The sequence below is a fragment of the Hoylesella shahii genome, assembly GCF_937990675.1.
Classification (GTDB): Bacteria; Bacteroidota; Bacteroidia; order Bacteroidales; family Bacteroidaceae; genus Prevotella; species Prevotella shahii.
In genome coordinates this window covers 71,547-92,834 of the sequence record NZ_CALKQY010000072.1, presented here as the reverse complement: position 1 = coordinate 92,834, position 21,288 = coordinate 71,547, and the positions used below count along the sequence as shown (strand labels likewise).

Below are 21,288 nucleotides of genomic sequence, written 5' to 3'. Positions count from 1 at the left end.
GGCGTTTTGCTTGTTTTTATATTCGCAAATGAACAAGATGTATGCTCACACTTCGCACAATCTCCCCTTTGGACACGAGCAGGAAGTGAGACTGTATTTGGATAATCAGGGTTTTGAATGCTTCCAACCGCGTGCTGTGCTCTTCGATATGGATGGCGTGTTGTATGACTCTATGCCCAACCATGCGCGTTGTTGGCAGGAGGCTATGCGTAAGTTTGGACTGAAAATGACGGTCGATGATGTGTATGCCACAGAAGGAATGCGCGGTGTTGAAACCATTACACAGATGGTTAAAGAACAACAGGGACGTGACATCACGGAAGACGAGGCACAAATGATGTATGATGAAAAGGCTCGACTTTTTGGGTTGCTACCCAAAGCGCCTGTTATGGAGGGCGTTTTAGAGTTGATGGAGAAGATAAAGGCATCTGGCATGACTATTGTCGTGGTTACAGGAAGCGCACAACTGCCTTTGATTGAACGTTTGCAACACGATTTTAAGGGATTTGTTACAGCCGATAAAATTGTGTCGGCTTATGATGTAAAACGCGGAAAACCACAGCCCGACCCTTATTTAATAGGGTTGCAGAAGGCTGGTAACTTGCAACCTTGGCAAGGGCTTGTTGTTGAAAATGCACCAATGGGTGTGCGAGCGGGTGTGGCTGCACGCATTTTTACCATTGCTGTTAATAGTGGCCTCTTGCCAAATGCTACTTTGGCCGGAGAAGGAGCTAATATTGTGTTCGACCGAATGACACAATTACGCGATATTTGGGTGAATAAACTTGGCTCTCTTTAATTGCAAAGCTTGCCGAGGCAAGGCGAGGCTGGTTGATTTTGTTGGGTAAGACGTGTTTTTGATGGTAGGGCAAAACTACTTGCTATGCCCTAATACGTTTTTTGCACTTCTCTGTGGTGTCCTTCAAACGCTGTTTGAAAGTTTGTTAGGTTGTTGTTAAGTGCGCATTTGTAAGTGAGTATATGATTGGGTTGCTGAATTGTTGTTATTTAATTGCAATAGGGCATTTATGGTAACTACAATCGGGGTGGTTTGTTGCAAAAGCTGGCTTTGCTTTTATCGTCAATTATACTTTTAAAGCATTGTCCTCTCGAACAAATGTGGAGAGCTGCAGTTATATTTATGCTATCATTAGGCTTCACAGAAGTTGTTGATGCTAGGCTACTGTTACTTTCCTCGTTTGTTAAATTTGGTTTGTTTATTTTACAAGAATAGTTTTCGTTTCAACTCTTTTTAGCGTAAACTTATGCTGAAAAGTACGGTTTTTGTCTTAAAAATCGGCTCTTTGTTTTTTCTTTTACATCGTTTTCGGGGTTTGTAGGTGCAATTAATACCTTTTTACCTTCCTGTTTGGTGTGAAGATTGCATTTTTTCATCGTCGAAATAACAGCTTTTAGTAGGTAAAAGGTCGTGTTATTTGTTTGTTTTTTCACCTTTAATGTGTAAAAAAGTTGTCTTTTGTAAAGATTTAAGTGCATGGGCAATATGCGTTTACCACCATTTTACCTTGCATTTAGCACCATTTTACCTTGCGTTTAGCAGCAAAACACACTGCGTTTAGCACGAGTTTACATTGCATTTAGCAGCATATTGCAATGCATTTTGGTACATTTAGCATGATTTATTTGCTAAAACTGCTTGTTTCCTGACCCAAATCCCGGTTTTTGTAACGAAGAAACTATTTCTCCAATATTTACTTGTCAAGTCTTTTTATCTCAAAATAAACCTCTGCTAGAATCGAATATTTGCAACTGCGTGAGCAATTGGTTGCAAAAACGGCACTCATAGTGTTAAATTTTGTGCGCTTTAATTTACACTTTTACAAAGGGAGCAGTCTCAATCTTGAAAGAGGCAAGAATATTTGATGCTTTTGTAGTGTTGTTGATTTAGTAAGTTGTTGTATTGAAGTGCATAAACAAAAAGTCCGTCTGCGAGAATGTTGTTGAGCATTCGGCAGGCGGACGGATGTTACCCTTTCTAATACCTATTTGAGATGTTATTTCACAAGTTTCTTCAACTCTTCTATAAGCTTGTTGAGTGGCATTCCCGAGCGTTCGCTCATGGTTTGCACATCGGCTTTACCCATCATTAATTTGCCTAGAGGCGTGTTTAGCATTTTAAATTTGGGGTTGATGTCAGCTAGTTTATCTTTAAGGATGGGATATTGCTTGAGCAGTTCTTTGAGGCGCGTTTGCGGTGTGATGTCTGTTATAGGTGCATTTGTAGCTTCGTCGTCTCCTGTTTCAGCGTTCTCATCCAGTTGGTTTGCTGCTTCATCAGGCTGTTTGGTGGTTTCAGCAGTTTTGCCTGAGCTCCAAGTGAGTAGCGTTTGCGACCCTTGCAAGGCACGTATATGTGTGCAATCTTGCATCATTTCTAGTACACCGCGAAACTTTCCATCCTTATCGCGTACAGCCACGTAATAGATGTAGATGAAAAGGCCAGGTTTGTTAATCCAAAATTCGGCCTTGTCTTGTTCACCGCTCCTTAGTTTGTCTATCACTTCGCGCACGATGTGGGCGCTTTTTCGTGGGTGGCAGTTCATCACCTCTCGTCCGATGACGTTTTTGCTGCGAGGGAAAATGCGGTGGTCGGTATCCGAATAGAAGCAAACGAGTTCGTTTTCATCCACAAACGAAATGTCGATAGGCAGATGTTTGTAGATGAGGTTTATCTGTTCGAGTGTAAGTTTACCCGTGGTGACCTCCAGTTTTTCGTCTCCACCAGCCGAGTATCCGTATTTAGCTAGTAGCGTTTGGAGGTCGTTTGCAAAGTTATCGTGTTGATTGGGTTTAGATTCTGTTTTTGTTTCAGAGGTGTTGTGTTCCACCTCGAAGAAGGCAAAACCAATTTCTTGGTCGCCACTCTTCATGTCTTCAAACTCTTCTTCGTTAATAAGGGCCATCGATGTGGGGTAGAGAATAAACTCCTCTTTCTCCATGAGGTCGCGTGTGTAGAGCACAACACGTTCTTGCTGTTTGATGAACGCGTCTTCTTGGTCTTCGCGTAGCAGGCGTTCGGCCTCGCGAATTTCATCGCGCACCATGTCGTCGAAGGTCCACATTGTTGTTGTGGGGCGTGTAAATCCCTTGCGTTCGAGTACGGGGTAAAGTTGGTTTTGTTTTCGTTTGTAGTGTAAGGGGTATTGGCTAATCTTGTCATAAAGTTCAAGCCATTGGTTTTTTATCATAGGGTATTGCACCAAGTCTTCTACCGCCAAGAGCAATCGTTTCATTTCCTCGTTTTCTTTAAGGTAATGCATAATGGGGTGGTTGGCTGGAAGATTGGGCAAAGTGTTATCTATTTGGTCGCCTAGCATGTTGATGATGGCATGTACGTCTTCGCGAATGCATTCGTCGCTGCTTTCTTCGGTCATGGTTTGCTCGATATAAGCCACGTGGTATGCGCTAACTTTGCCAACGCGTTGTTTGATTTGCAACCGGGCTTCGTCGGCCGAAAGTTGTCCGGCCTTAAATGCATTCTCAATTTCGAAAAGCGCTTTAAGCTTTTCGGGGTCCATAGGTGGTAGGTAACCTTTCATTGTATGTTCCATGCTTTGTGCTGTCTTTATTCTGATTTTTTGCAAAATTATGCGTAATTTGCTAGGTGTTTGGTAACATTTGTTACTTTATAGAATTAAAATAAGTTAATATTTGAGCATTTGAAATGTTCTCTGTGTATAAAGAGGTAAGATTATCTGCACGTAATGTTTTATATTCATTGTGCGATTGATGGGCAGTTTAGATGTTGATTTTTAGCAATCCGCCAAATGGAGTGAGGTTTTGGAAGGCGTTTTCGCGTTTAAACAATCCTGCGTAGATGCCTGCGCACACCAAAACGCCTCCATGTGCGAACACCACAACCCGTTGATGGTGTAGCATTTTGAGCTGGTTGAGAAAGCTTGAAACACGAGAATAGAGGTCGGGGAATCCTTCGCCGTTGGTTGTTCGCACGTTCATATAATCGTTGTACCAGCGTTGTAGGTTGCTGTCGGTTATCTCGTCAAAGCGTTGCATCTCCCAATCGCCCATGTTCATTTCGCGCAAGCGCAGGTCGGTGGTAGCGTCTTTATATCCGCAAAAGGTAGCAAGGCGGGTGGCTCTGCTAAGCGGTGAAGTGTATGCTGCATCGAAAGGGGCATAATCGAGTAAGGCCTTGTGTGTGGCTGTGGCCTCTTGTTCGAAGGTGTTGGATAGTTCAACATCGGTCCAGCCATAGCAAGTGCCCTTTGGTACGGCCACGCTGGTGTGTCTTACGAGAATGATTTCCATGTAACAAAACAATTTTAGAGGGTGAACGAAGGGGCAAGTAGTGCAACGGCGGTTAAGTAAAAAGCCAGTTCGCAGAGTAGAAATACGGTTCCACAACAATCGCCCGTGTAGCCTTTGATACGGCGAAGCATTAGCATGTAAAGAAAAAACATGGTGAAGCAGGGCGCTGCCACTAGGTAATTCCAATTTAACAGTGCATTGCCCCAATGGTAATCAAAGTAGAGTAGGGCTGCAAAAGGGGAGAGTCCTTGAATCATGAGCGATAAACCAGCAAATACATTGAACCTGCGATAGATGTTGTGTGCCTTGGCTTGCTCCTCGGTTCGGGCGTAAGGAAGGAGTTGGGTTATTTGTCCGGCCACCATTTTAGAGAATGGGTCGGCAGCAAATGCCACGACAGAAGCATATAACGGGCCAAGAGCATACATGCATGAAAATAATAAGGCGAAATAAAAGATGAGCGACAGAACGCCGAAAGTGCCGATATGCGAGTCTTTCATGATGGCTAGAATGCGTGTGCGATTGGTTCCGCCACCACCAAAACCATCGAAGAAATCGGCTAACCCGTCTTCGTGAAGTGCGCCAGTGAGCAATAAACGCACCGCTATGGCAGCCAAAAGAATGATGGGAAAGGGCATAACCTTTGAACCAAACCAGATGATGGTAGCCATTAGCGCGCCAGTGAGCCATCCTGTGAGTGGCCAAAATTCAACGACAGAGGTGTAAGCTTCTTTGGGTGGCTGATGTAAACGCCAGAAAGGGAGTCGGGTGAAGAAGATGAAGGCCGCCCAAGGACGGTCGTACCATCTAGAAGTATTTGTCGATATTTGCATCTTTAAAGTTATTCATCTCGTTAATCATTCGTACAGCACTCTCGATAATGGGGTAGGCACACAGTGCGCCAGTGCCTTCGCCTAGACGCATTCCCAGATGTAAGATGGGCTGGCCTTGCATCAGTTCGAGCAATTTGCGGTGTCCGAGTTCGTCGCCACAGTGTCCGAAGATGGCATAATCAAGCACAGCGGGTTGTAAGCGGCTAGCGGCTAACATACAAGCAGACATGATAAAGCCGTCAACAAGCACCAGCATGCGCAGTTGGGCAGCACGAAGCATCGCTCCAATGGCAGCCACCATCTCGAAACCGCCGAAATATTGGATGATGGTAGAAGGGTCGTTGTGGGGTAGGGGTTGGCGTTCGAAGTTGTTAACGGCCTGTTCAAGAATGGTCAACTTATGTTTTTCGCCCGCTGTGTTTAGTCCTGACCCACTTCCCACACAACTCTTGAGGGGCAATTTTCCCCAAATACTCATCCAAATACTAGATGGCGAGGTGTTTGCGATACCCATTTCGCCAAGGCAAAGCACATTGCAACCCTTGGTGTGGCAGGTTTCTGCCAGTGAAAATCCTGTTTGAAGTGCTTGATGCATCTGCTGTTTGGTCATTGCTGGTTCGTAAAGAAAATTACGTGTGCCGTTATCTATCTTACGGTTGAGTATTGAAGGATGGGACGAAAGGTCGTGGTCTACGCCCATATCCACTAGCGTGAGCTCGAAACCATGTTGCTTACAGAAGAGGTTTACACCTCCTCCACCATTTGTGAAGTTAATCATTTGTTGCCAAGTTACCGCTCTGGGCGACACGCTTACGCCTTCGCGCTCGATGCCATGGTCGGCTGCAAGGAGCAGATGGCATGGATGAGAAAGGGTAGGCGACAACGTATTTTGTATGCGGCAAATTCTGAAAGCAAGGGTTTCAAGCATTCCTAGTGAACCTTTGGGTTTGTTGAGGTTGTCTATCTTTTGCCATATGAGAGACTCATTGAGTGTTAATGGCGGTATGTCGAAGTGTGTCATTGTTCGAAAATTTTGATTTTGAGCCGGGGTGACGTATGTGTTGTTTTCGGATTTTGCAGGAAAATGATTTGCGGAGATAGGGTGGCGAAAGGTAAAGTCTGCGTGAACAAAATGTTGAAAATAAAACTTACGCTACTTAATTTTTACTGCTATGCCACTAACCATGAGATAAACTTCGTTGGCTTTAGAGGCTACATATTGATTCATCCATCCTTGTAGGTCGGTAAATCTGCGTTGTAGGGCATTGTTGCTCACACCGCCACTGCCAATTTCATTGGTGACAAAGATAAAAGTAGCTTCTTGCGCCGTGAATTTGTCAAATTCGGTTTTCAATTCCTCAAGAATTTTGTCTACATCGGGCAAAGCAGAGGGGTCGCTATGCTCGTTGTAAAAGAAGTTGGTGCACCATAACGTGATACAATCCACCACCACCACCTTATTATATAAGCGGTGTTTACTGAGTGCTTTCTCTTCTTCTATATTGGTCCAACAGTCTCCACGCCGCTCTTGGTGCTTGACAATGCGCTGTTTAAACTCATCGTCCCAAACACGAGCGGTAGCCAAATAGACAGGAGAAGGCGACAAATCAAGAGCCATGCGTTCTGCAATAGCACTTTTACCAGAACGTTGCCCTCCCGTAATCAATATGATTTTCTTCATAATGCGAAGTTACAAAAAAAGGTGAAAGAGTGCATTGAAATGCATTTTTTTTATTGGTTTAACTGCTATTTCTGTTCTATTTTATCTCTTTTTTGGGGATTTTAGGGGGTAAAACTGTTTTTTTTTGCTGTTTTATTTGGTACTTACAGGATTTTTATTTTCCTTTGCAACCGTTTAGATTGAGATTTAAGATAATACAAATTAAATTATTCAGAAATGAAAAAGTTGTTTACTCTTTTCGCTGCCGCTTCTATGGCAGCAACTGTTTCTGCACAAACAGTAACAGAAAGCAAAACTTTCGACAATTTTTATGTTGGAATTAATGGTGGTTTGACTACTAATACTACAGGTGTTAGATGGATGCACAACCTCAACCCTAATGCAGGTTTGCGTATTGGTCGTTACTTTACTCCTGTATTTGGTGTAGCATTGGATGGTAACGCATACTTCTCTAACAAACCAGGGGAGTCAAGGGGAACATTCGTTCGCGAAATTAACGCTTCTGCTTTGGCAACCGTTAACTTCAGCAACTGGTTCGGTGGTTACAAAGGTGAGCCACGTGCATTCGAGATTATCGGTTTGTATGGCTTTGGTTGGGAACGTACTTTCAACAACAAAGGTTTCGACAATGCAAACTATCTTACCTCTAAGGTAGCTCTTGACTTTGCTTTCAACTTCGGTTCTAAGAAGCAATTCCAAGCTTATATCGAGCCCGCTATCTATTATGCTCTTAATGGAGTAGGTTACAGTGGCTTGAAGTATAACCTCGATGAGTCTCGTGTTCAGCTCAATGCTGGTTTGGTTTATCGTTTTGGAAACTCAAACGGTACACACAACTTCCAAATTGCTCAAGTTCGCGACCAAGCTGAAATCGATGGTTTGAACGCTCAAATCAACAACCTCCGCAACGACTTGAACGGTAAAGATAGCCGTTTGGCAGAGAAGGATCGTCAAATTGCTGACTTGCAAAAGGCTCTTGACGACTGCAACAACCAACCTAAGACGATTATTAAGAACGTGAAATCGGAAACAGTTACCAACCTGCAACCCACTGTTCTTTTCCGTCAAGGTAAGTCGGTTATCGACCCTGCACAATACGCTCCGCTGGAACTGATTGCTTCGTATATGAGAAATCACCCCGAAGCTAAAGTTGAAATCCGTGGCTATGCTTCACCTGAAGGAAGCCCCGAATTGAACCAAAAACTTTCTGACGCTCGTGCTCAAGCCGTTAAGGATGCACTTGTTAAGAAATATAAGATTGCAGCTAGCCGCCTTACCACTAAGGGTATGGGTGTAACCGACACGCTGTTCGAAGAAGTTTCGTTCAACCGTGTTGCTACTTTCAACGACAACGCTAAAGGCGAATAATATTCGTAAATAGTAGATAAAGATAAATCCCGACATGCTAAAGCGTGTCGGGATTTTTTTTGTAGTAGTGAATGTGCTTAAAGCGATTGTTGGAGTGTTGTGTTGCAGCTTGTTTGTGTTCTTTAAATAGTCGAGCACTTGCACAAACCTGAAGGTTCACTCCGCGTAATATGTGCAAAGTTCTTATTTATTTCAGACAAACAAGTGACATAACGTTTTTTCTGACTATCTTTGCAGTAGCTTAATGGGGCAAAGAGGCTGCTCGTACCTGTAGTTTGGGTCTTAGATGGCTATTATTTTGTCTATTGACTAATGCGGGAAACAAGGCTTTGTTGTTATTTTTTATATTAAAACCATTGAATATTATGACACTAGATAAAATAGGAAAGTACGAATTCCTAGTAGAACCCTTTCATTGCGACTTCTCGCAACGGCTTTTTGTAGGACATTTGGGTAATCATCTGCTCAATGCAGCCGACTTTCATTCTAATGATAGAGGCTTTGGCATGACCTATTTGAATGAAATTCATAAAACTTGGGTGCTTTCTAGATTGGCTATAGAACTTGAATGTTTGCCTAAAGCCTACTCTCGGATGAACGTGGAAACATGGGTTGATGGTGTGATGCGCTTCTTTACCCATCGTAATTTTAAAATGGCAGATGCGCAAACAGGTGAAGTTTATGGTTATGGTCGCAGCGTATGGGCCATGATTGACACCCAAACACGTCAGCCAGCTGATATACTTGCCATAAAAGAGGGTAGTATTGTGAACTATGTTGATACAGAAAAACCTTGCCCCATTGATGCTTCTTCTAGGGTAAAGATGGGTGGAGAGGCCGATTTGGTGGGCTCGTTTGAGACACATTACAGCGATGTAGATATTAACGGGCACATTAATAGCGTAAAATATCTAGAACATCTATTCGACTTAATGCCTGAATCTTGGCATAGCACTTACCGTGTTAAACGCCTTGATGTGGCTTATGTGGCTGAAAGTCATTTTGGAGACGTGCTACATTATTTTAAGGAAGAAGTTTCGCCTGGGGATGAACTTTATCGTATTGTGAAGTGTACACCCGATGGAAATACAGCTGAAGCATGCCGTGTAGCAGTTAAGTGGGCTGAGAAATAGATTTTATCATAAATAACTTGTTGCTTTAAGCACCATGTTGTTTTGTACTTGCCTTTAAAACCAAAGATTTTCGTATAGGTTTTAAAGATATGTACATTATACGTTTGGTGCTTTCATTAGCCACAATCGCTTTATTTCAGTTACAACGCATCAACAAAGTCTTTCGGAAGTTCGCATTTATAGCTGGTCTTTTTTCCTACCATTACAGGTACTTCTTCATAGTCAGCAGCGAATAACGTTCTTCCACTCTTGTCGTTGAAGTAAACTTTTATTTTAAGGCCATCACTGTCAGCACGTGGAAAGGTGTATATGGCAAAGGTAGGTGGCGATTTTCTCATCTCTTCATCAACCTCGCGTGTCTCAGTCTGTCGCGAATTTACACATCCTTCATGGCTCTTAGCATCTAATGTGCTACTACCACCTGTATATCTAAACTCTATTTGTGTGACGTCTTTGGGGAGAGGAGTTGTTACACACAATTGAAACTTGGCTGTTACACGAGTCATAGGTAGGGTTAAGGTGTTATTTCCACTCACCGTTATTTCCCCATTATACATATAGGTGTCCGTAACTTTATTTTTGTGAAACGCTATACGTTGCGTTTTGCTAATCGTTGCATGGTCAATTCCCGCGTGTGCCACAGCCACAACAGTATAGGTGCCATCGTCTAGTTGCAGAGATGGTTTCATAAACAATTCATTGTCTGCAGACAGATGCACGCTTTTTACGCGTTTACCGTCTTTAAATACGCACACGCTTAATTGGGTTAAAGGTGCATTTTTAATAGCGCATGTATTACCATCTCCACCAATTTCGGCGTATGGTTCTGCTGTTGGAGCTTCAAAAATGAGCGTTACACCATCGGTATCTTTCACTTTTTCCTGCTCGTTTTCAACTAATGGCTTCTCGCAAGCTACAAGTAACAAAGCCAAAATAGAAGTAAACACGTATGCCAATCGTTTCTTGTTAGTCATGATATGTAGGTTTTAGTCACTACAAAAGTAGTAAAAAAAAGATAAACACCATATTTCTTTTTGAAATGTTTCGCTAAACTACCCCATTTTTTATACTGCTCGCGCTGGCGGTCGTAATCGTACATGCGTTCCGTCCCGTTGTCATACGCCTGTATGTGGCGCACCTATTTTGTCTGGTTTTCAGTAAGAAATTTAACATTATGAGTGCCCTTTCCGCTCATCAAGCGCACACCTTGCCGCAAAAAATCGATTCTCGCGAAGGTTTGTTTTGATGCAAAAAAAGTTTAGCATGTACATTCGGCAAAATGAATATTTATTTCAATAGGTCGCCATTTGCACCTCTTTCGGGGCTATTTGCCGCTAAATGTAGTGCGTTTTGGTGCTAAATGTAGTGCGTTTTGGTGCAAAACGCAAGGCATTTTGGTGCAAAACGCAAGGTAAAATGCTGCTAAATGCAAGTCAAAATGGTGCTAAATGGAAGCCGAAAAGCATAAAAATACGCTGTAATGGTATAAACAAAACCTCTTAGAATCATTAAATACATAGCTCAGAGGGGCAAAATAGCCATTAAAAAGTGGGGTTTTAGGGGAAAAAGTGCGTTATTGGACATGAAAAATTTCGAGCTGGCAGACAAACTAGAAAGGCAAAATGGTGCAAAATGCAGGTTCTTTGCTTAAAAATAGACAAAACGAATGGCGTGAAAGGTTAGAAATAGTGGCCATTTACCTACTTTTGAGCCTATATTTTCGCTAGAACGAAGCGAAAATTAGAGTGATATTGTAAAATAAAAGATAATAATTTAAGCTTTTGAGTTGGTTAGTTGATGAGTTTATAATTTTTTGAGTTGACGAGTTTCTGGGCTGATGAATTGGTTCATTCGGAAGTTGTTGGATTTTCGTGAGTTTATAAACCTGCGAGTTGATTTGTACAGCACTTCGTAAATGAGAGGATTGCTTATCTTGTGTTGGCATCTGAAAGGTAACAAACAATGCTCAATTTATAGAAATATTAAAAAGCAAGACGGTTTCATCGCCATACTTGTATCACATTTCGAGTGTAGTGTTGTTGCTTTGTTTACAAACCTCAACGTTACGCAATGAATGCTTAGTTTGTAATCAGGTTAACCCTTATATATTAGGGTGTTAAGCATTTTATCCTTACAAGCTGATGTGGTCTGTTTAATCCGTAACGCCCTACGATGTATGAGCAATGAATAGTTTCAATTCTCTTTTTTTGATTTAATGCAAGAAAAACGTATTTTTGTGTCACAAAAGGAAAGCTCCTGCGTACTATAAGTAAATAAGAGAACAACAAATGACCGTCGACGAATATAAAGAAGAGGTGGAACGCAACCGTCCGCGCATGCTTTCAGTTGCTCGCAGCTATCTAAAAGCTAGCGAGGAGGCTGAGGATGTTGTGCAGGATGTGTTGTTGAAGCTCTGGCAATTGCTCGACAAGCTGCGTATTCCCATGGGGCCTTTGGCTTTGGTGCTGGTGAGAAACCGCTGTATTGATTGTTTACGGCGACTCCAAACCACCATTGATATTCCCGAAAACGTGGCGGAAAGCGAACCAACATGCGACGAACGCTACGAAAAGGCGATGCAGCTTGTTGACAAACTGCCCACGATGCAGCAGACAATCATGCGGCTGCGTCACATGGAAGGCATGGAAATGTGTGAGATAGCAACACTCACGGGGAGTAATGAAACGGCTGTCAGAAAGGCGTTGAGCCGTGCACGACAAGCCATCAGACAGCAATTAAAACAACAATGCAATGAATAAGGACGAAGAAATCAGGATTTTAGTGGCTCGTTTCATGGATGGTGACACCACACTTGATGAAGAATGTAAGCTTTATTGCTATTTTTCAGGCGATGAGGTATCAGAAGACTTGCTACCTATGCGCGAATATTTCCGCTCGATTGCAGTCATGTGTACACCCAAGCAGCATCAGCATAAAGTACAACCTTTGCTGCATGGTTTGCTTTCACGCCCATTGTTCATCGGCATTGCTGCCTCGATTGCTTTGCTTGTAGTGGCTGGGGTGGGCGGTATGTTGTGGCGAACGGAACCACAGGACTATTGCGAGGCCTACATCTACAATAAGCATGTGACTGCCCCCGCCACCGTAATGAAAGAGGTAGACGAAACATTGCAAACCATTCGTCAGGATGGTGAACCAAACGTAGACGGTCAGTTGCACGACATCTTCGGAAACCAATAAATGGAATAAGATAAAATACATCGTTATGAAACTTCGTTTATTCTTAACAGCAATTGTGGCACTTCTAGCCTTTGGGGCACATGCTCAGCAAGGTTTGAACGTGAACGCCCTCTTTCAAGGTAAGGTTGTGCCGCACGAAGAGATGGTAGACGTCAGGGTGAAAGGCCGTGCCATCAGCAAATACAAACTTGATTTCTATCGCAGTATTCGTTTCAATGCCACCGAACAACAACGAAATGTTGTAGACGATTTGGTTGACAGCGACTGCAAAACGGCCCTGGGAACGGAACAAACCACCCGAAACGGCACGACAACCCTTATCATGACCCTACCCAAACTGGGCAATATGAACCGCTACCTGTGCTATGTCACCTGCCGAAAAGGGCGAACGACCATGATTACCGTGGTATATATGGAAGGCAAAGTGGAAAGTATTGCCGAACTCAGAAAACTAATACATTAAAGATATAGTTATGAAAAAGATCTTCGTTTACGTGGCATTGGCCTTCAGCTTGGCTGCCAAAGCCACACCATCAGACAATGATACGGTGGTTGTTGAACGGCCTCGGAAAGTGAAAATCATCACTGGTGACTCTGTACAAAGTGTGGAAGTGTGGGGTAAAGAGGGTAATCAAACCTTTCATTACGTGAGTAACATTCAGCTTGTTGACAGTAATTACGTGAGCACTTCAACCATCAATGACGACACTTGGAGCTTCTCTATTGCAGGTTTCAGTAAGCCACGGAGGAAAAAATCAAGGTCAGAGTTATCGACTCACTTCGTTGTGGGCTTCAACAACGCCGTGGGAATGCCAACAAGTGCCGACATTCAGCCTTTCAAATCATGGGAATTGTGGTGGATTGTAACCGATTGGACCTATCGCCCGTGGCGAAACAATCACTTTCTTTCAATGGGATTGGGGCTCGATTGGCGAAATTATCGCATGACTGATGACCTGCGTTTCGTGAAAGACAACCGCTCGGTTGCCCTCGACAATTATCCCGCGGGCAGTAATCCCCAGTTCTCTCGTATCAAAGTTTTCAGCGTCAACCTTCCTATTCGCTATGGATATGAAGGCAAATGGTTTGGTTTCAGCCTTGGTCCTGTTATCAATTTCAACACTTATGGTAGCTTGAAAACATGCTACGAAAAGGATGGTCACCAGTTGAAAGATGTAGACAAAGATGTACGTATCAATCCAGTTACAGTTGATTTCATGGGTACATTCTCTATTCGTGGTGTTCCTGACTTTTATTTCAAGTATAGTCCTTGCAACTTGTTGCGCGATGGCTACGGACCTAAGTTCAGAACTTTGTCGTTTGGCCTGATGTTTTAGCTCGACGATATATTGTAATAAGGTGAAAACTAGATAGGTTTTCACCTTATATTTTGTCGTTCATGTCGGCTCTTTCCAATTTGCGTAACAGGGTAAACTCTACAAATTAGTTGCTAATGGACACATGCCGTCATCAGCATTGAATTTCTGAATATATCAAAAGATTACCAAGACCATAGTAGAAACGAAGGTTAATGAACTTTTACCGAATTGGTGAAAACAGTGTAAGGCTGATACGGTCCAGTAATAAAAAGCCTGCAACCAGAGAAGTTGGTTGCAGGCTTTAATTAACTATAAATGTGGGACTCTTTCGCCCAACTGATGATATACTACTTTAACTTTATCCGCAGAAGAAGAGTACAATGAGCTGCGCCGTGAAAATACGCAAGAACATACTTAGTGGATAAACGGTGGAGTAGCCGATACCAGGCGCTTCGCTCGAACAAATCTGGTTGGCATAAGCCAAAGCGGGTGGATCGGTGCATGTACCAGCAAGCATACCCATAATGGTAAAGTAGTTGAATTTATACACTATTCGGGTGATTGTGCCTACAATTAGGATTGGTATCACGGTGATAAGGAAGCCTGTGTACACATATTTGATACCATCGCCTTGTATAACGGTGTCCCAGAAGTGTGCGCCAGCCTTAATTCCTACACTCGCCAAGAACAATGCCAAACCTATTTCGCGCAGCATTAGGTTGGCCGAAGTGGTGGTGTAAGTAACCAATTTGAACTTATAACCAAATCGACCAATGAGAATGGCTATAACCAATGGACCACCAGCGATACCCAATTTGAGGGCAGCAGGGATGCCATGGATGTTTACGGGGATGCTTCCGAAGAGGATACCCACGATAATACCAATGAAGATGGTAGCAATATTAGGTGCATCAAGACGGCGCATTGAGTTACCAAGAACTTCTGCAACGCGGTTAACGTGGTCTTCTGGACCAACTGCCACTACGCGGTCACCAATTTGAAAGCGGTGATTGCGACTAGCAAAGAGGTTCATTCCCTGACGAGTGATGCGTGTGATGTTTACACCATATACACTTGAGAAGTGCATTTCGCGCAGCAACTTACCATTAATAGCGGGGCGAGTTACCACAATGCGTTTAGACACCATGGGTTGCTCTTTATCTTCGTATTCCCATTCTTCATCGAGTTTTTCGCCGATAAAGGCTTGTATTGCTTCCGCATCGCTTTCGGCGCACACTACAAGTGTTTCGTCGCCTAGCGAGAAAATGGTATCCGACTTGGGAATAACAATTTTTCCCTCGTGTAAGAGCCTAGTACACACCATGTCACGGTTCAAGAAGTCAGAAATTTCTCCAAGAGTTCTGCCGTCTAGATACGAGTTGTTCACTTTCAAGTGCATGATATAAGGCTTTGCGTGTGGGTCTTCACCCTCTTGTGCTGCAAGTTTTTCTTCTTCTTCTTGCAAGTCTACACGGCAAATATACCTAACGGCGATGGTCGCACCAATGATGCCTAGTACACCTAAAGGATAGGCGCAAGCATAACCTGAAGCAATCTGTGGCAAGCCATTTGGGAACGAAGCATCCAAACTAGTTAGTGCTTCGTTGGCAGCACCAAGACCAGGAGTGTTGGTTACTGCACCCGACAGTGTTCCAACCATCATGGGGAGTGTGTTTGGATCCTTTGTGTCGAAGAAGATAAAGTAGCAGGCAAACATCACAAGCACGTTCAATAAGATGAGGCTCACTGATAGTAAGTTGAGCTTGATGCCACCTTTCTTGAAGCTTTCAAAAAAACCAGGACCAACTTGCAAACCAATGCAGAAGACAAAGAGTATCAGTCCAAAGTCTTGCATGAATGTAAGAATGTTGGTGGGCGCAGTGAATTTGATGTGCCCTGCTAAGATACCAACGAACAGAACGAAAGTTACTCCTAGCGAGATACCCGCTATTTTTACTTTACCGAGCAGCACACCGCCAGCAATGACGATGGAGTAAAGCAGTACAATGTGCGCTACTGAGTCGTTGTTGTTAAAGAGGTTTGTTAACCATTCCATTGTGTTACGAGGATAGGGTTGTTTTTATTTGTTATACATGTTGTTTGTTATCCTTTTCAGTCTTGCTCTTGTTGGTCGATAGCTTTTATCTTTTGGCGTACAAGCTGCATATCGTCTTTCAGCTTTTCCACTTTTCTATTCATCTCGTCAACAAGGCTATTACCTTTCTTACTCTTAGCTGTGAGGAAGCCAAGGTTGTTCTCGTAGGTTTGAATTTCCGATTTCAATGCCTCGTAACGGCGCATCAGTTTTCCTCGCTCGTTGTCAACCACGTCTACACCTTTCTTTGCAAGGTTCCTCAGGTTGCTCTTAAAGTCGTCTAGCTTTTGACTGGCTGCAGATATGTTCAGTTCTTTATAGAGCTTATCTACTGTTTCACGGAATTGTGTGTAAAGCTTATCTTTCTCGTTAAAGGGTACATGTCCAATGGCATTATACTCTTCAATTAGCTGTTTGATGGTTTCAGCAGCATTGTCTTGTGCCTTACCTAACATCTCTTTAAGTTTTGCAATTACTGCTTTTTTCTTGCTTAGGTTCTCGCGCTCCTCGCCTCTTGTGTCGGCATGTGCAGCGCTACGAGCTTCAAAGAAGTGGTTGCAGGCAGCAATAAAATCATTCCATAGTTTATCGCCCAATTTTCTAGGCACCATTCCAATGGTCTTCCATTCTTTTTGCAAGGCGATAAGCTTGTCGGCAGTCGACTTCCAGTCGGTGCTTTCAGAGAGTTGTTGAGCTTTTTCTACCAATGCTTTCTTTTTTTCTGTGTTTTGGGCATACTTCTCTTTCATGCCTTTAAAGAATTCGGCTTTACGCGAGAAGAATATGTCGCAAGCAGTTCTAAATCGTTCAAAAATCTTAACGTTCATCTTTTGTGGAGCAAACCCAATGGTTTTCCACTCTGCTTGTATATCGATGATTTCTTTTGTGCACTTTTCCCAGTCGGCAGCACCTTTGTTTTCTGCTGCTACTAGCGACTCTACTTTTTCGCAGAGCGCAGTTTTTTTGGCCAGATTCTCTTCTTCGTTAGCACGCATTTCCTCGAAATGTTGTTGATGGCGCTTGTTAATTACCGAAGAAGCTGCTTTGAAGCGTGCCCAAATTTGTTCGCGCAACTCTTTCGAAACCGGACCGATTTCTCTGTATTCCTGATGTAGTTCTTGCAATTGATGGAAAGCGCTAATCGTGTCTTTTTCTTCGGCCAAACGTTCAGCGTTCTCGCAAAGTTTCTCTTTGAGTTCCAGATTTTTCTTGAAATCGTATTCCCTAGCTTCGCTATTGAGTTTTAGTAAGTCGTAGAATTGTTCAACATAGAGTTGGTAGTTACGCCACAATTCGTTAGCCTTTTCTGCAGGAACCGACTTAATTTCTTTCCATTGTTGTTGCAGTTCCTTAAAGGTTTGATACGATTTGTTGGCTTCATCGGGAGATGTAGCCATGGCTTTAATTTTCTCTATGATGTCTATTTTCTTTTGGAGGTTCTCTTGTTTTTCTTGTTCTTGTTCAAGAAAGAGTTTAGCCCTTCTTTCCTTAATTACGCCCATTTGTGCTTTAAAAGCTTCTTCAACAGGGTCGGGTAGCACTTGGTACGTGTTAGGATCACCGCCATTCTCCAAATATGCTTTTTGTTCGGCATCGCGCTCAGCGATGTGCAGCTTGTAGAATGTGGTTTTCAGGTTATCTATTTCCTCTTTGTCGGGTGTTTCGTTCTCTGCTACAATGTCTGTTGCACGTTTGAGAATTTCTTCTTTAGACTTATAGGTCTTTTTGCTAGTGTCGTCTGTTGCGCTTTCTAGCAGGGCTTTCTCTTGAGAGTCCATCATTTATTATGATTTAGTTGATTATAACGATTACACGTTGGTGATTGTGGTGCAAACTTAGATAAAAAAGTCGAAAGAGCCTAATTTTAGTACATCTTTTTTTACTATTGTGTGCCTAAAGTAGGCGTTTTACCTTTAAAATCCACCATGATATACCTGAAACGAGGAATGAAATGATGATGGCTACAGCAAAGCCCCATTTACTTTCTTCCATTCCATTAACTAGGTTCATTCCGAACAGCGAAGATATGAGTGTGGGAAACATCATGATGATGCTCACCGATGTTAGCGTACGCATCACAGTGTTCATATTGTTGTTGATGATGCTCGAATAAGTATCCATGGTAGACTCGAGAATGTCTGAGTAAATACTCGTTGTTTCTCGTGCCTGCGTCATCTCGATATTTACGTCTTCGATGAGGTCGGCGTCCAATTCGTCTACTTGCAGCTTGAATTTTAGCTTCGAGAGCAGGTTTTCGTTGCCACGTATGGAGGTGATGAAATAAGTGAGCGAGTCTTGCAAACGACTTAATCCAATAAGCGACTCGTTGTTTACTCCTTGGTCTAGGTTGTGCTTGGCTTTCTCTATGAGTGTGCTTATTTGTTTTAGACGTTTAAGATACCACACGGCCGATGAGAGAAAGAGGCGAAAAATCATGTCTACATGGTCGGTAAAGCCTTCACCACGCTTTTGTTGATAGCTAACAAAGTCTATCATCATGTTTGTTTCGTAATAACATACGGTGATTGTTACATCGCGTTTGTGAATAATACCCAAGGGAACTGTGGTGTAAGGTGTTCGCGAGCGTATTTCCTTTACATAGGGTATACGGAGAATGATGAGCATCCAGCCGTCGTCGTATTCGTAACGGGCACGCTCATCGGTATCGCTAATGTCTGAAAGAAAATAGTCGGGAATATTAAACCTTTCTTCAAGAAGGGTTTGGTCTTCTTCCGTTGGACACGTTACTTGTATCCAGCAGTTGGGTTGCCACTCGTCAATAACCTTTAGTGCAGAGTTGAAATTCCAATATGTCCTCATAATGCCAATCTTCAAATAAAATGGTGTAGAAGATTAGCTTATTGCAGCTTAACCTCCTACCACGATGATAAATCTATCCGAATGATAATCGTCCATGTGTTGGTTGTTATTATTATTATGGTGCAAAGTTAATCAAAAATGGGGAACAACGATTGGCTTTCTTAAAAAATCTTCATTGTTGAATGTGTGTTTTTATGTAAGTTGTGTTTGATGTGTGTTTCTGTTGGCGTAGGGGGTGTGTAAACATGGTTCGATGTTGGCATTATTGGGTGTGGGTTTCTTGTGTTTTACTGGTTATTCTGTTTTATATTATTTTTCTGTCTGGGTATTTTAGTTCGTGTGCGCTATTTTTACTGCTGTATCTTTTAGATTTCTAGCTTGCACCCAACGACAAGGCTTTCCGTGCATTACATCCACATCTCTTTTGTATCGTTACTTTCTTGTTTGTTTTGCTTTATTTGGAGTATAAGTATTTTAAGTGAGAGAGGAATGTAAAATATTAAGTGTAAAAATTAACATTGTGAGTGGCGTTTTTGTTCATCATCCGCCATTCGTTCGCCAATATTCGATTCTCGCGTGAGTTTATTTTGAGGTAAAAAGACTTGACAAGCAATAATTGTTGGATTAATGTATTTGTTATAAAAACCGTGATTTACAACAATAAATAGGATGTTTGCAGCAAAATTTCATGCTAAATGTATCAAAACGCCTTGCAATATGCAGCTAAACGCAGTGTAAACTCGTGCTAAATGCAGTGCATTTTGGTGCTAAACGCAAGGTGAAATGGTGCTAAATGCAAGGTAAAGTGGTGCTAAATAGTTTTTCTATAAATGCTTAAATTTTTACAAATGATAAAGGGGTTGCATCTTTTTTGTGTGAAAAAGATGCGTAAAAGTAAGTTTCTTACCAATTTAAAGCTGTTTTTGTGGTGCTAAAAACTTCATGAAAATTGCGAAATAGAAGGGCGAAATGGTACTAATTGCCGTTTTAAGCTTGATAAATGGTTTTAAATATAAAGCATAGCACTGGATTTTGGGGCAAAAAACATGTTTTTGGGTATAAATTTTCGCTAGAATGGTTTGGTTTTGTGAGTGCCTTTTGTAAAATAATAATACTGCCTTTAACAGTGTAAAACGGGTAAGTAGTAATTCAAAACAAGTATCACAGCCCCCACTTAGCCTAAATATAAGCTCATTCTTGTTGCATAGATTGAAGCTCGCTGCATAGCAAAGGGTTTGATTGGGGGGCAAAAGCAATTGCATTGGTGCAATGAATTTTTTAGTTGTTACGAATATTCCCGAATTAACATTAGCATTTATCCGTTGCATTTAGGTTATAATAGGCAAAGGATTAACTACTTAAAATAGAACTGACGCTTGTAGATGGAAACTCAACGACCTAAAGATAGCTTTATCCATCGTATAAACTGCGGGTTAGAGAAATATTCTGGGCTACAGCCTAATGCAGGGTTGATGGGGTTAGCGGGTGGGGATGTGGTGAATTTTAGAGTTCAGCTTGGAGTGGGGAGTTAAGGCAGGCATTGTTGGCAGATGTTGTTTGGGCTTTCAATGTTTGAAATAATTCCGTTGTTTTTATTTGAAATGTGCGTTGTTCGACTAACCTATTAAGGTATCAATACACATCCCTATGGCAGTGGCCACGCCATAAACGGTGATGTTGGCGGCCGTTTTGCCTAGAACTGCGTTGAGGGCCTTACCCCTACGTATGCTTTTCATCAAGCCAAAGGTTTTGAAGTGCAGAGGCAGATAAAGCAATGATAATACGAAAGAAAAGTAATGACCTTTAAGAATGAAAACAAAGCCCGATAAGCTGATGGCAAGTAAGCCAGAGAGGAGGTAGAGTTGCAGGGTACAGTCTAAACCTAACCTGACGGCAAGTGTGCGTTTGCCTGCTTCGATATCGTTGTCGATGTCGCGAAAATTGTTTACAATTAATAAGGTGTCTATCACCAGTCCGCACGATAGGGATAAGACTAGCGCTTCAATAGAAATACAAAACGATGGCGAGGGGAGGGCAAGGAGGTATGTGCCATATACAGGTACAAGTCCGAAGAAGACAAGGACAAGCACATCGCCCATGCCTTTATATGAGAGATGTGTGGTATATAAGAAGCAAAAGAGCACGCAAATTAAGCCCACAAAGATGGTGGGCCAACCGCCAAAATAGATAAGTGGCAAGCCAATGATGCAGGCAATAAGCGTGGTTAGGTATAAAGCGCGCTTCATCTTGGCAGGTGTAATCCATCCTTGAGCACAAGCACGTTCTGGACCGAGTCGTTTTTCGTTATCGTTGCCTTTAATAAAGTCGAAGTAGTCGTTAACAAAATTGGCATCAATCTGCATCACAAAAGCAAACAGAAAGCAAAACACGATGGGCAAAGGGCGTATCTCGTTGTTGGCATCAAGATAGGCGGCCATAGCTCCAAGTAGCACAGGAACGGCTGCTCCTGTGAGTGTTTTTGGGCGTGCAGCCAATAGCCAAGCCTTGGCCGAATTGGTTTTTACGGTGTTGTTTGTGGTCATTGGGT

Annotated in this window: 17 protein-coding genes; 7 read left to right on the top strand and 10 right to left on the bottom strand. The window is 42.5% G+C overall.

Annotation, left to right across the window (positions count from 1 at the left end; genetic code table 11):
- Positions 1 to 37: 37 nt before the first annotated feature.
- The gene (locus tag QME03_RS10510; protein ID WP_281724323.1) at positions 38 to 799 is read left to right on the top strand and encodes an HAD family hydrolase; all 762 of its coding nucleotides are present in this window, start codon (positions 38 to 40) and stop codon (positions 797 to 799) included.
- Positions 800 to 2,015: 1,216 nt separating this feature from the next.
- Here the strand turns inward: QME03_RS10510 and QME03_RS10505 are convergent.
- The 5 genes from QME03_RS10505 to cobU all read right to left on the bottom strand — a co-directional run bounded on the left by QME03_RS10505 (position 2,016) and on the right by cobU (position 6,804).
- Positions 2,016 to 3,572, bottom strand: coding sequence for a PAS domain-containing protein (locus tag QME03_RS10505; protein WP_281724317.1), 1,557 nt, complete (start codon positions 3,570 to 3,572; stop codon positions 2,016 to 2,018).
- Positions 3,573 to 3,759: 187 nt separating this feature from the next.
- Positions 3,760 to 4,290, bottom strand: coding sequence for an alpha-ribazole phosphatase (gene cobC, locus QME03_RS10500; protein WP_025816249.1), 531 nt, complete (start codon positions 4,288 to 4,290; stop codon positions 3,760 to 3,762).
- Between the two features lie 14 nt (positions 4,291 to 4,304).
- Complete coding sequence (locus QME03_RS10495; RefSeq protein WP_025816247.1) at positions 4,305 to 5,123, bottom strand: adenosylcobinamide-GDP ribazoletransferase; 819 nt, start codon at positions 5,121 to 5,123, stop codon at positions 4,305 to 4,307.
- Positions 5,098 to 6,144: a nicotinate-nucleotide--dimethylbenzimidazole phosphoribosyltransferase gene (gene cobT / locus QME03_RS10490; protein ID WP_025816245.1), complete on the bottom strand. Its 1,047-nt coding sequence runs from the start codon at positions 6,142 to 6,144 to the stop codon at positions 5,098 to 5,100. The genes QME03_RS10495 and cobT overlap by 26 nt, the downstream gene beginning before the upstream one ends.
- A 132-nt stretch (positions 6,145 to 6,276) precedes the next feature.
- The gene (gene cobU, locus QME03_RS10485; RefSeq protein ID WP_025816244.1) at positions 6,277 to 6,804 is read right to left on the bottom strand and encodes a bifunctional adenosylcobinamide kinase/adenosylcobinamide-phosphate guanylyltransferase; all 528 of its coding nucleotides are present in this window, start codon (positions 6,802 to 6,804) and stop codon (positions 6,277 to 6,279) included.
- A gap of 216 nt (positions 6,805 to 7,020) precedes the next feature.
- Here cobU and QME03_RS10480 point away from each other — a divergent pair, with 216 nt between their 5' ends.
- Positions 7,021 to 8,172 (top strand): OmpA family protein, encoded by a 1,152-nt coding sequence (locus QME03_RS10480; protein WP_025816242.1) that lies wholly within the window; start codon positions 7,021 to 7,023, stop codon positions 8,170 to 8,172.
- 365 nt (positions 8,173 to 8,537) lie between these two features.
- A complete protein-coding gene (locus QME03_RS10475) occupies positions 8,538 to 9,305 on the top strand; it encodes an acyl-[acyl-carrier-protein] thioesterase (RefSeq protein ID WP_025816240.1) in 768 nt (255 codons plus the stop codon).
- Positions 9,306 to 9,445: 140 nt separating this feature from the next.
- Here QME03_RS10475 and QME03_RS10470 read toward each other — a convergent pair whose 3' ends face one another.
- Positions 9,446 to 10,279: a FimB/Mfa2 family fimbrial subunit gene (locus QME03_RS10470; protein WP_025816237.1), complete on the bottom strand. Its 834-nt coding sequence runs from the start codon at positions 10,277 to 10,279 to the stop codon at positions 9,446 to 9,448.
- A 1,314-nt stretch (positions 10,280 to 11,593) separates the two neighbouring features.
- On the opposite strand from QME03_RS10470, the gene QME03_RS10465 reads away from it, so the two are divergent.
- From QME03_RS10465 to QME03_RS10450, 4 genes are read left to right on the top strand one after another with little or no spacing between them, the layout of a single operon-like run.
- Positions 11,594 to 12,064, top strand: a complete 471-nt coding sequence (locus QME03_RS10465) for an RNA polymerase sigma factor (RefSeq protein ID WP_281724316.1) — start codon at positions 11,594 to 11,596, stop codon at positions 12,062 to 12,064.
- The gene (locus QME03_RS10460) at positions 12,057 to 12,506 is read left to right on the top strand and encodes a hypothetical protein (RefSeq protein WP_281724315.1); all 450 of its coding nucleotides are present in this window, start codon (positions 12,057 to 12,059) and stop codon (positions 12,504 to 12,506) included. Before QME03_RS10465 ends, QME03_RS10460 begins: the two co-directional genes overlap by 8 nt.
- 25 nt (positions 12,507 to 12,531) lie before the next feature.
- Complete coding sequence (locus QME03_RS10455) at positions 12,532 to 12,969, top strand: DUF6108 family protein (protein WP_273147090.1); 438 nt, start codon at positions 12,532 to 12,534, stop codon at positions 12,967 to 12,969.
- 10 nt (positions 12,970 to 12,979) lie between these two features.
- Entirely contained in the window at positions 12,980 to 13,843 is an 864-nt protein-coding gene (locus QME03_RS10450; RefSeq protein ID WP_281724314.1) for a hypothetical protein, read from the top strand.
- Between the two features lie 340 nt (positions 13,844 to 14,183).
- Here QME03_RS10450 and QME03_RS10445 read toward each other — a convergent pair whose 3' ends face one another.
- From QME03_RS10445 to menA, 4 genes are all read right to left on the bottom strand, one after another.
- Complete coding sequence (locus QME03_RS10445; protein ID WP_025817430.1) at positions 14,184 to 15,881, bottom strand: putative transporter; 1,698 nt, start codon at positions 15,879 to 15,881, stop codon at positions 14,184 to 14,186.
- 56 nt (positions 15,882 to 15,937) lie between these two features.
- On the bottom strand, positions 15,938 to 17,701 hold the full coding sequence (locus tag QME03_RS10440) for a DUF349 domain-containing protein (RefSeq protein ID WP_281724313.1): 1,764 nt from the start codon (positions 17,699 to 17,701) through the stop codon (positions 15,938 to 15,940).
- Between the two features lie 112 nt (positions 17,702 to 17,813).
- On the bottom strand, positions 17,814 to 18,740 hold the full coding sequence (locus tag QME03_RS10435) for a magnesium transporter CorA family protein (protein WP_025817428.1): 927 nt from the start codon (positions 18,738 to 18,740) through the stop codon (positions 17,814 to 17,816).
- Positions 18,741 to 20,356: 1,616 nt separating this feature from the next.
- Positions 20,357 to 21,283, bottom strand: a complete 927-nt coding sequence (gene menA / locus QME03_RS10430; RefSeq protein ID WP_281724312.1) for a 1,4-dihydroxy-2-naphthoate octaprenyltransferase — start codon at positions 21,281 to 21,283, stop codon at positions 20,357 to 20,359.
- Between the last annotated feature and the right edge of the window lie 5 nt (positions 21,284 to 21,288).

What these genes read in the sequence shown, in the direction of transcription:
- QME03_RS10510 (WP_281724323.1), top strand. Translation starts at nt 38, where the DNA reads ATGTATGCTCACACTTCGCACAATCTCCCCTTTGGACACGAGCAGGAA.
- QME03_RS10505 (WP_281724317.1), bottom strand. Translation starts at nt 3,572, where the DNA reads ATGGAACATACAATGAAAGGTTACCTACCACCTATGGACCCCGAAAAG.
- cobC (WP_025816249.1), bottom strand. Translation starts at nt 4,290, where the DNA reads ATGGAAATCATTCTCGTAAGACACACCAGCGTGGCCGTACCAAAGGGC.
- QME03_RS10495 (WP_025816247.1), bottom strand. Translation starts at nt 5,123, where the DNA reads ATGCAAATATCGACAAATACTTCTAGATGGTACGACCGTCCTTGGGCG.
- cobT (WP_025816245.1), bottom strand. Translation starts at nt 6,144, where the DNA reads ATGACACACTTCGACATACCGCCATTAACACTCAATGAGTCTCTCATA.
- cobU (WP_025816244.1), bottom strand. Translation starts at nt 6,804, where the DNA reads ATGAAGAAAATCATATTGATTACGGGAGGGCAACGTTCTGGTAAAAGT.
- QME03_RS10480 (WP_025816242.1), top strand. Translation starts at nt 7,021, where the DNA reads ATGAAAAAGTTGTTTACTCTTTTCGCTGCCGCTTCTATGGCAGCAACT.
- QME03_RS10475 (WP_025816240.1), top strand. Translation starts at nt 8,538, where the DNA reads ATGACACTAGATAAAATAGGAAAGTACGAATTCCTAGTAGAACCCTTT.
- QME03_RS10470 (WP_025816237.1), bottom strand. Translation starts at nt 10,279, where the DNA reads ATGACTAACAAGAAACGATTGGCATACGTGTTTACTTCTATTTTGGCT.
- QME03_RS10465 (WP_281724316.1), top strand. Translation starts at nt 11,594, where the DNA reads ATGACCGTCGACGAATATAAAGAAGAGGTGGAACGCAACCGTCCGCGC.
- QME03_RS10460 (WP_281724315.1), top strand. Translation starts at nt 12,057, where the DNA reads ATGAATAAGGACGAAGAAATCAGGATTTTAGTGGCTCGTTTCATGGAT.
- QME03_RS10455 (WP_273147090.1), top strand. Translation starts at nt 12,532, where the DNA reads ATGAAACTTCGTTTATTCTTAACAGCAATTGTGGCACTTCTAGCCTTT.
- QME03_RS10450 (WP_281724314.1), top strand. Translation starts at nt 12,980, where the DNA reads ATGAAAAAGATCTTCGTTTACGTGGCATTGGCCTTCAGCTTGGCTGCC.
- QME03_RS10445 (WP_025817430.1), bottom strand. Translation starts at nt 15,881, where the DNA reads ATGGAATGGTTAACAAACCTCTTTAACAACAACGACTCAGTAGCGCAC.
- QME03_RS10440 (WP_281724313.1), bottom strand. Translation starts at nt 17,701, where the DNA reads ATGATGGACTCTCAAGAGAAAGCCCTGCTAGAAAGCGCAACAGACGAC.
- QME03_RS10435 (WP_025817428.1), bottom strand. Translation starts at nt 18,740, where the DNA reads ATGAGGACATATTGGAATTTCAACTCTGCACTAAAGGTTATTGACGAG.
- menA (WP_281724312.1), bottom strand. Translation starts at nt 21,283, where the DNA reads ATGACCACAAACAACACCGTAAAAACCAATTCGGCCAAGGCTTGGCTA.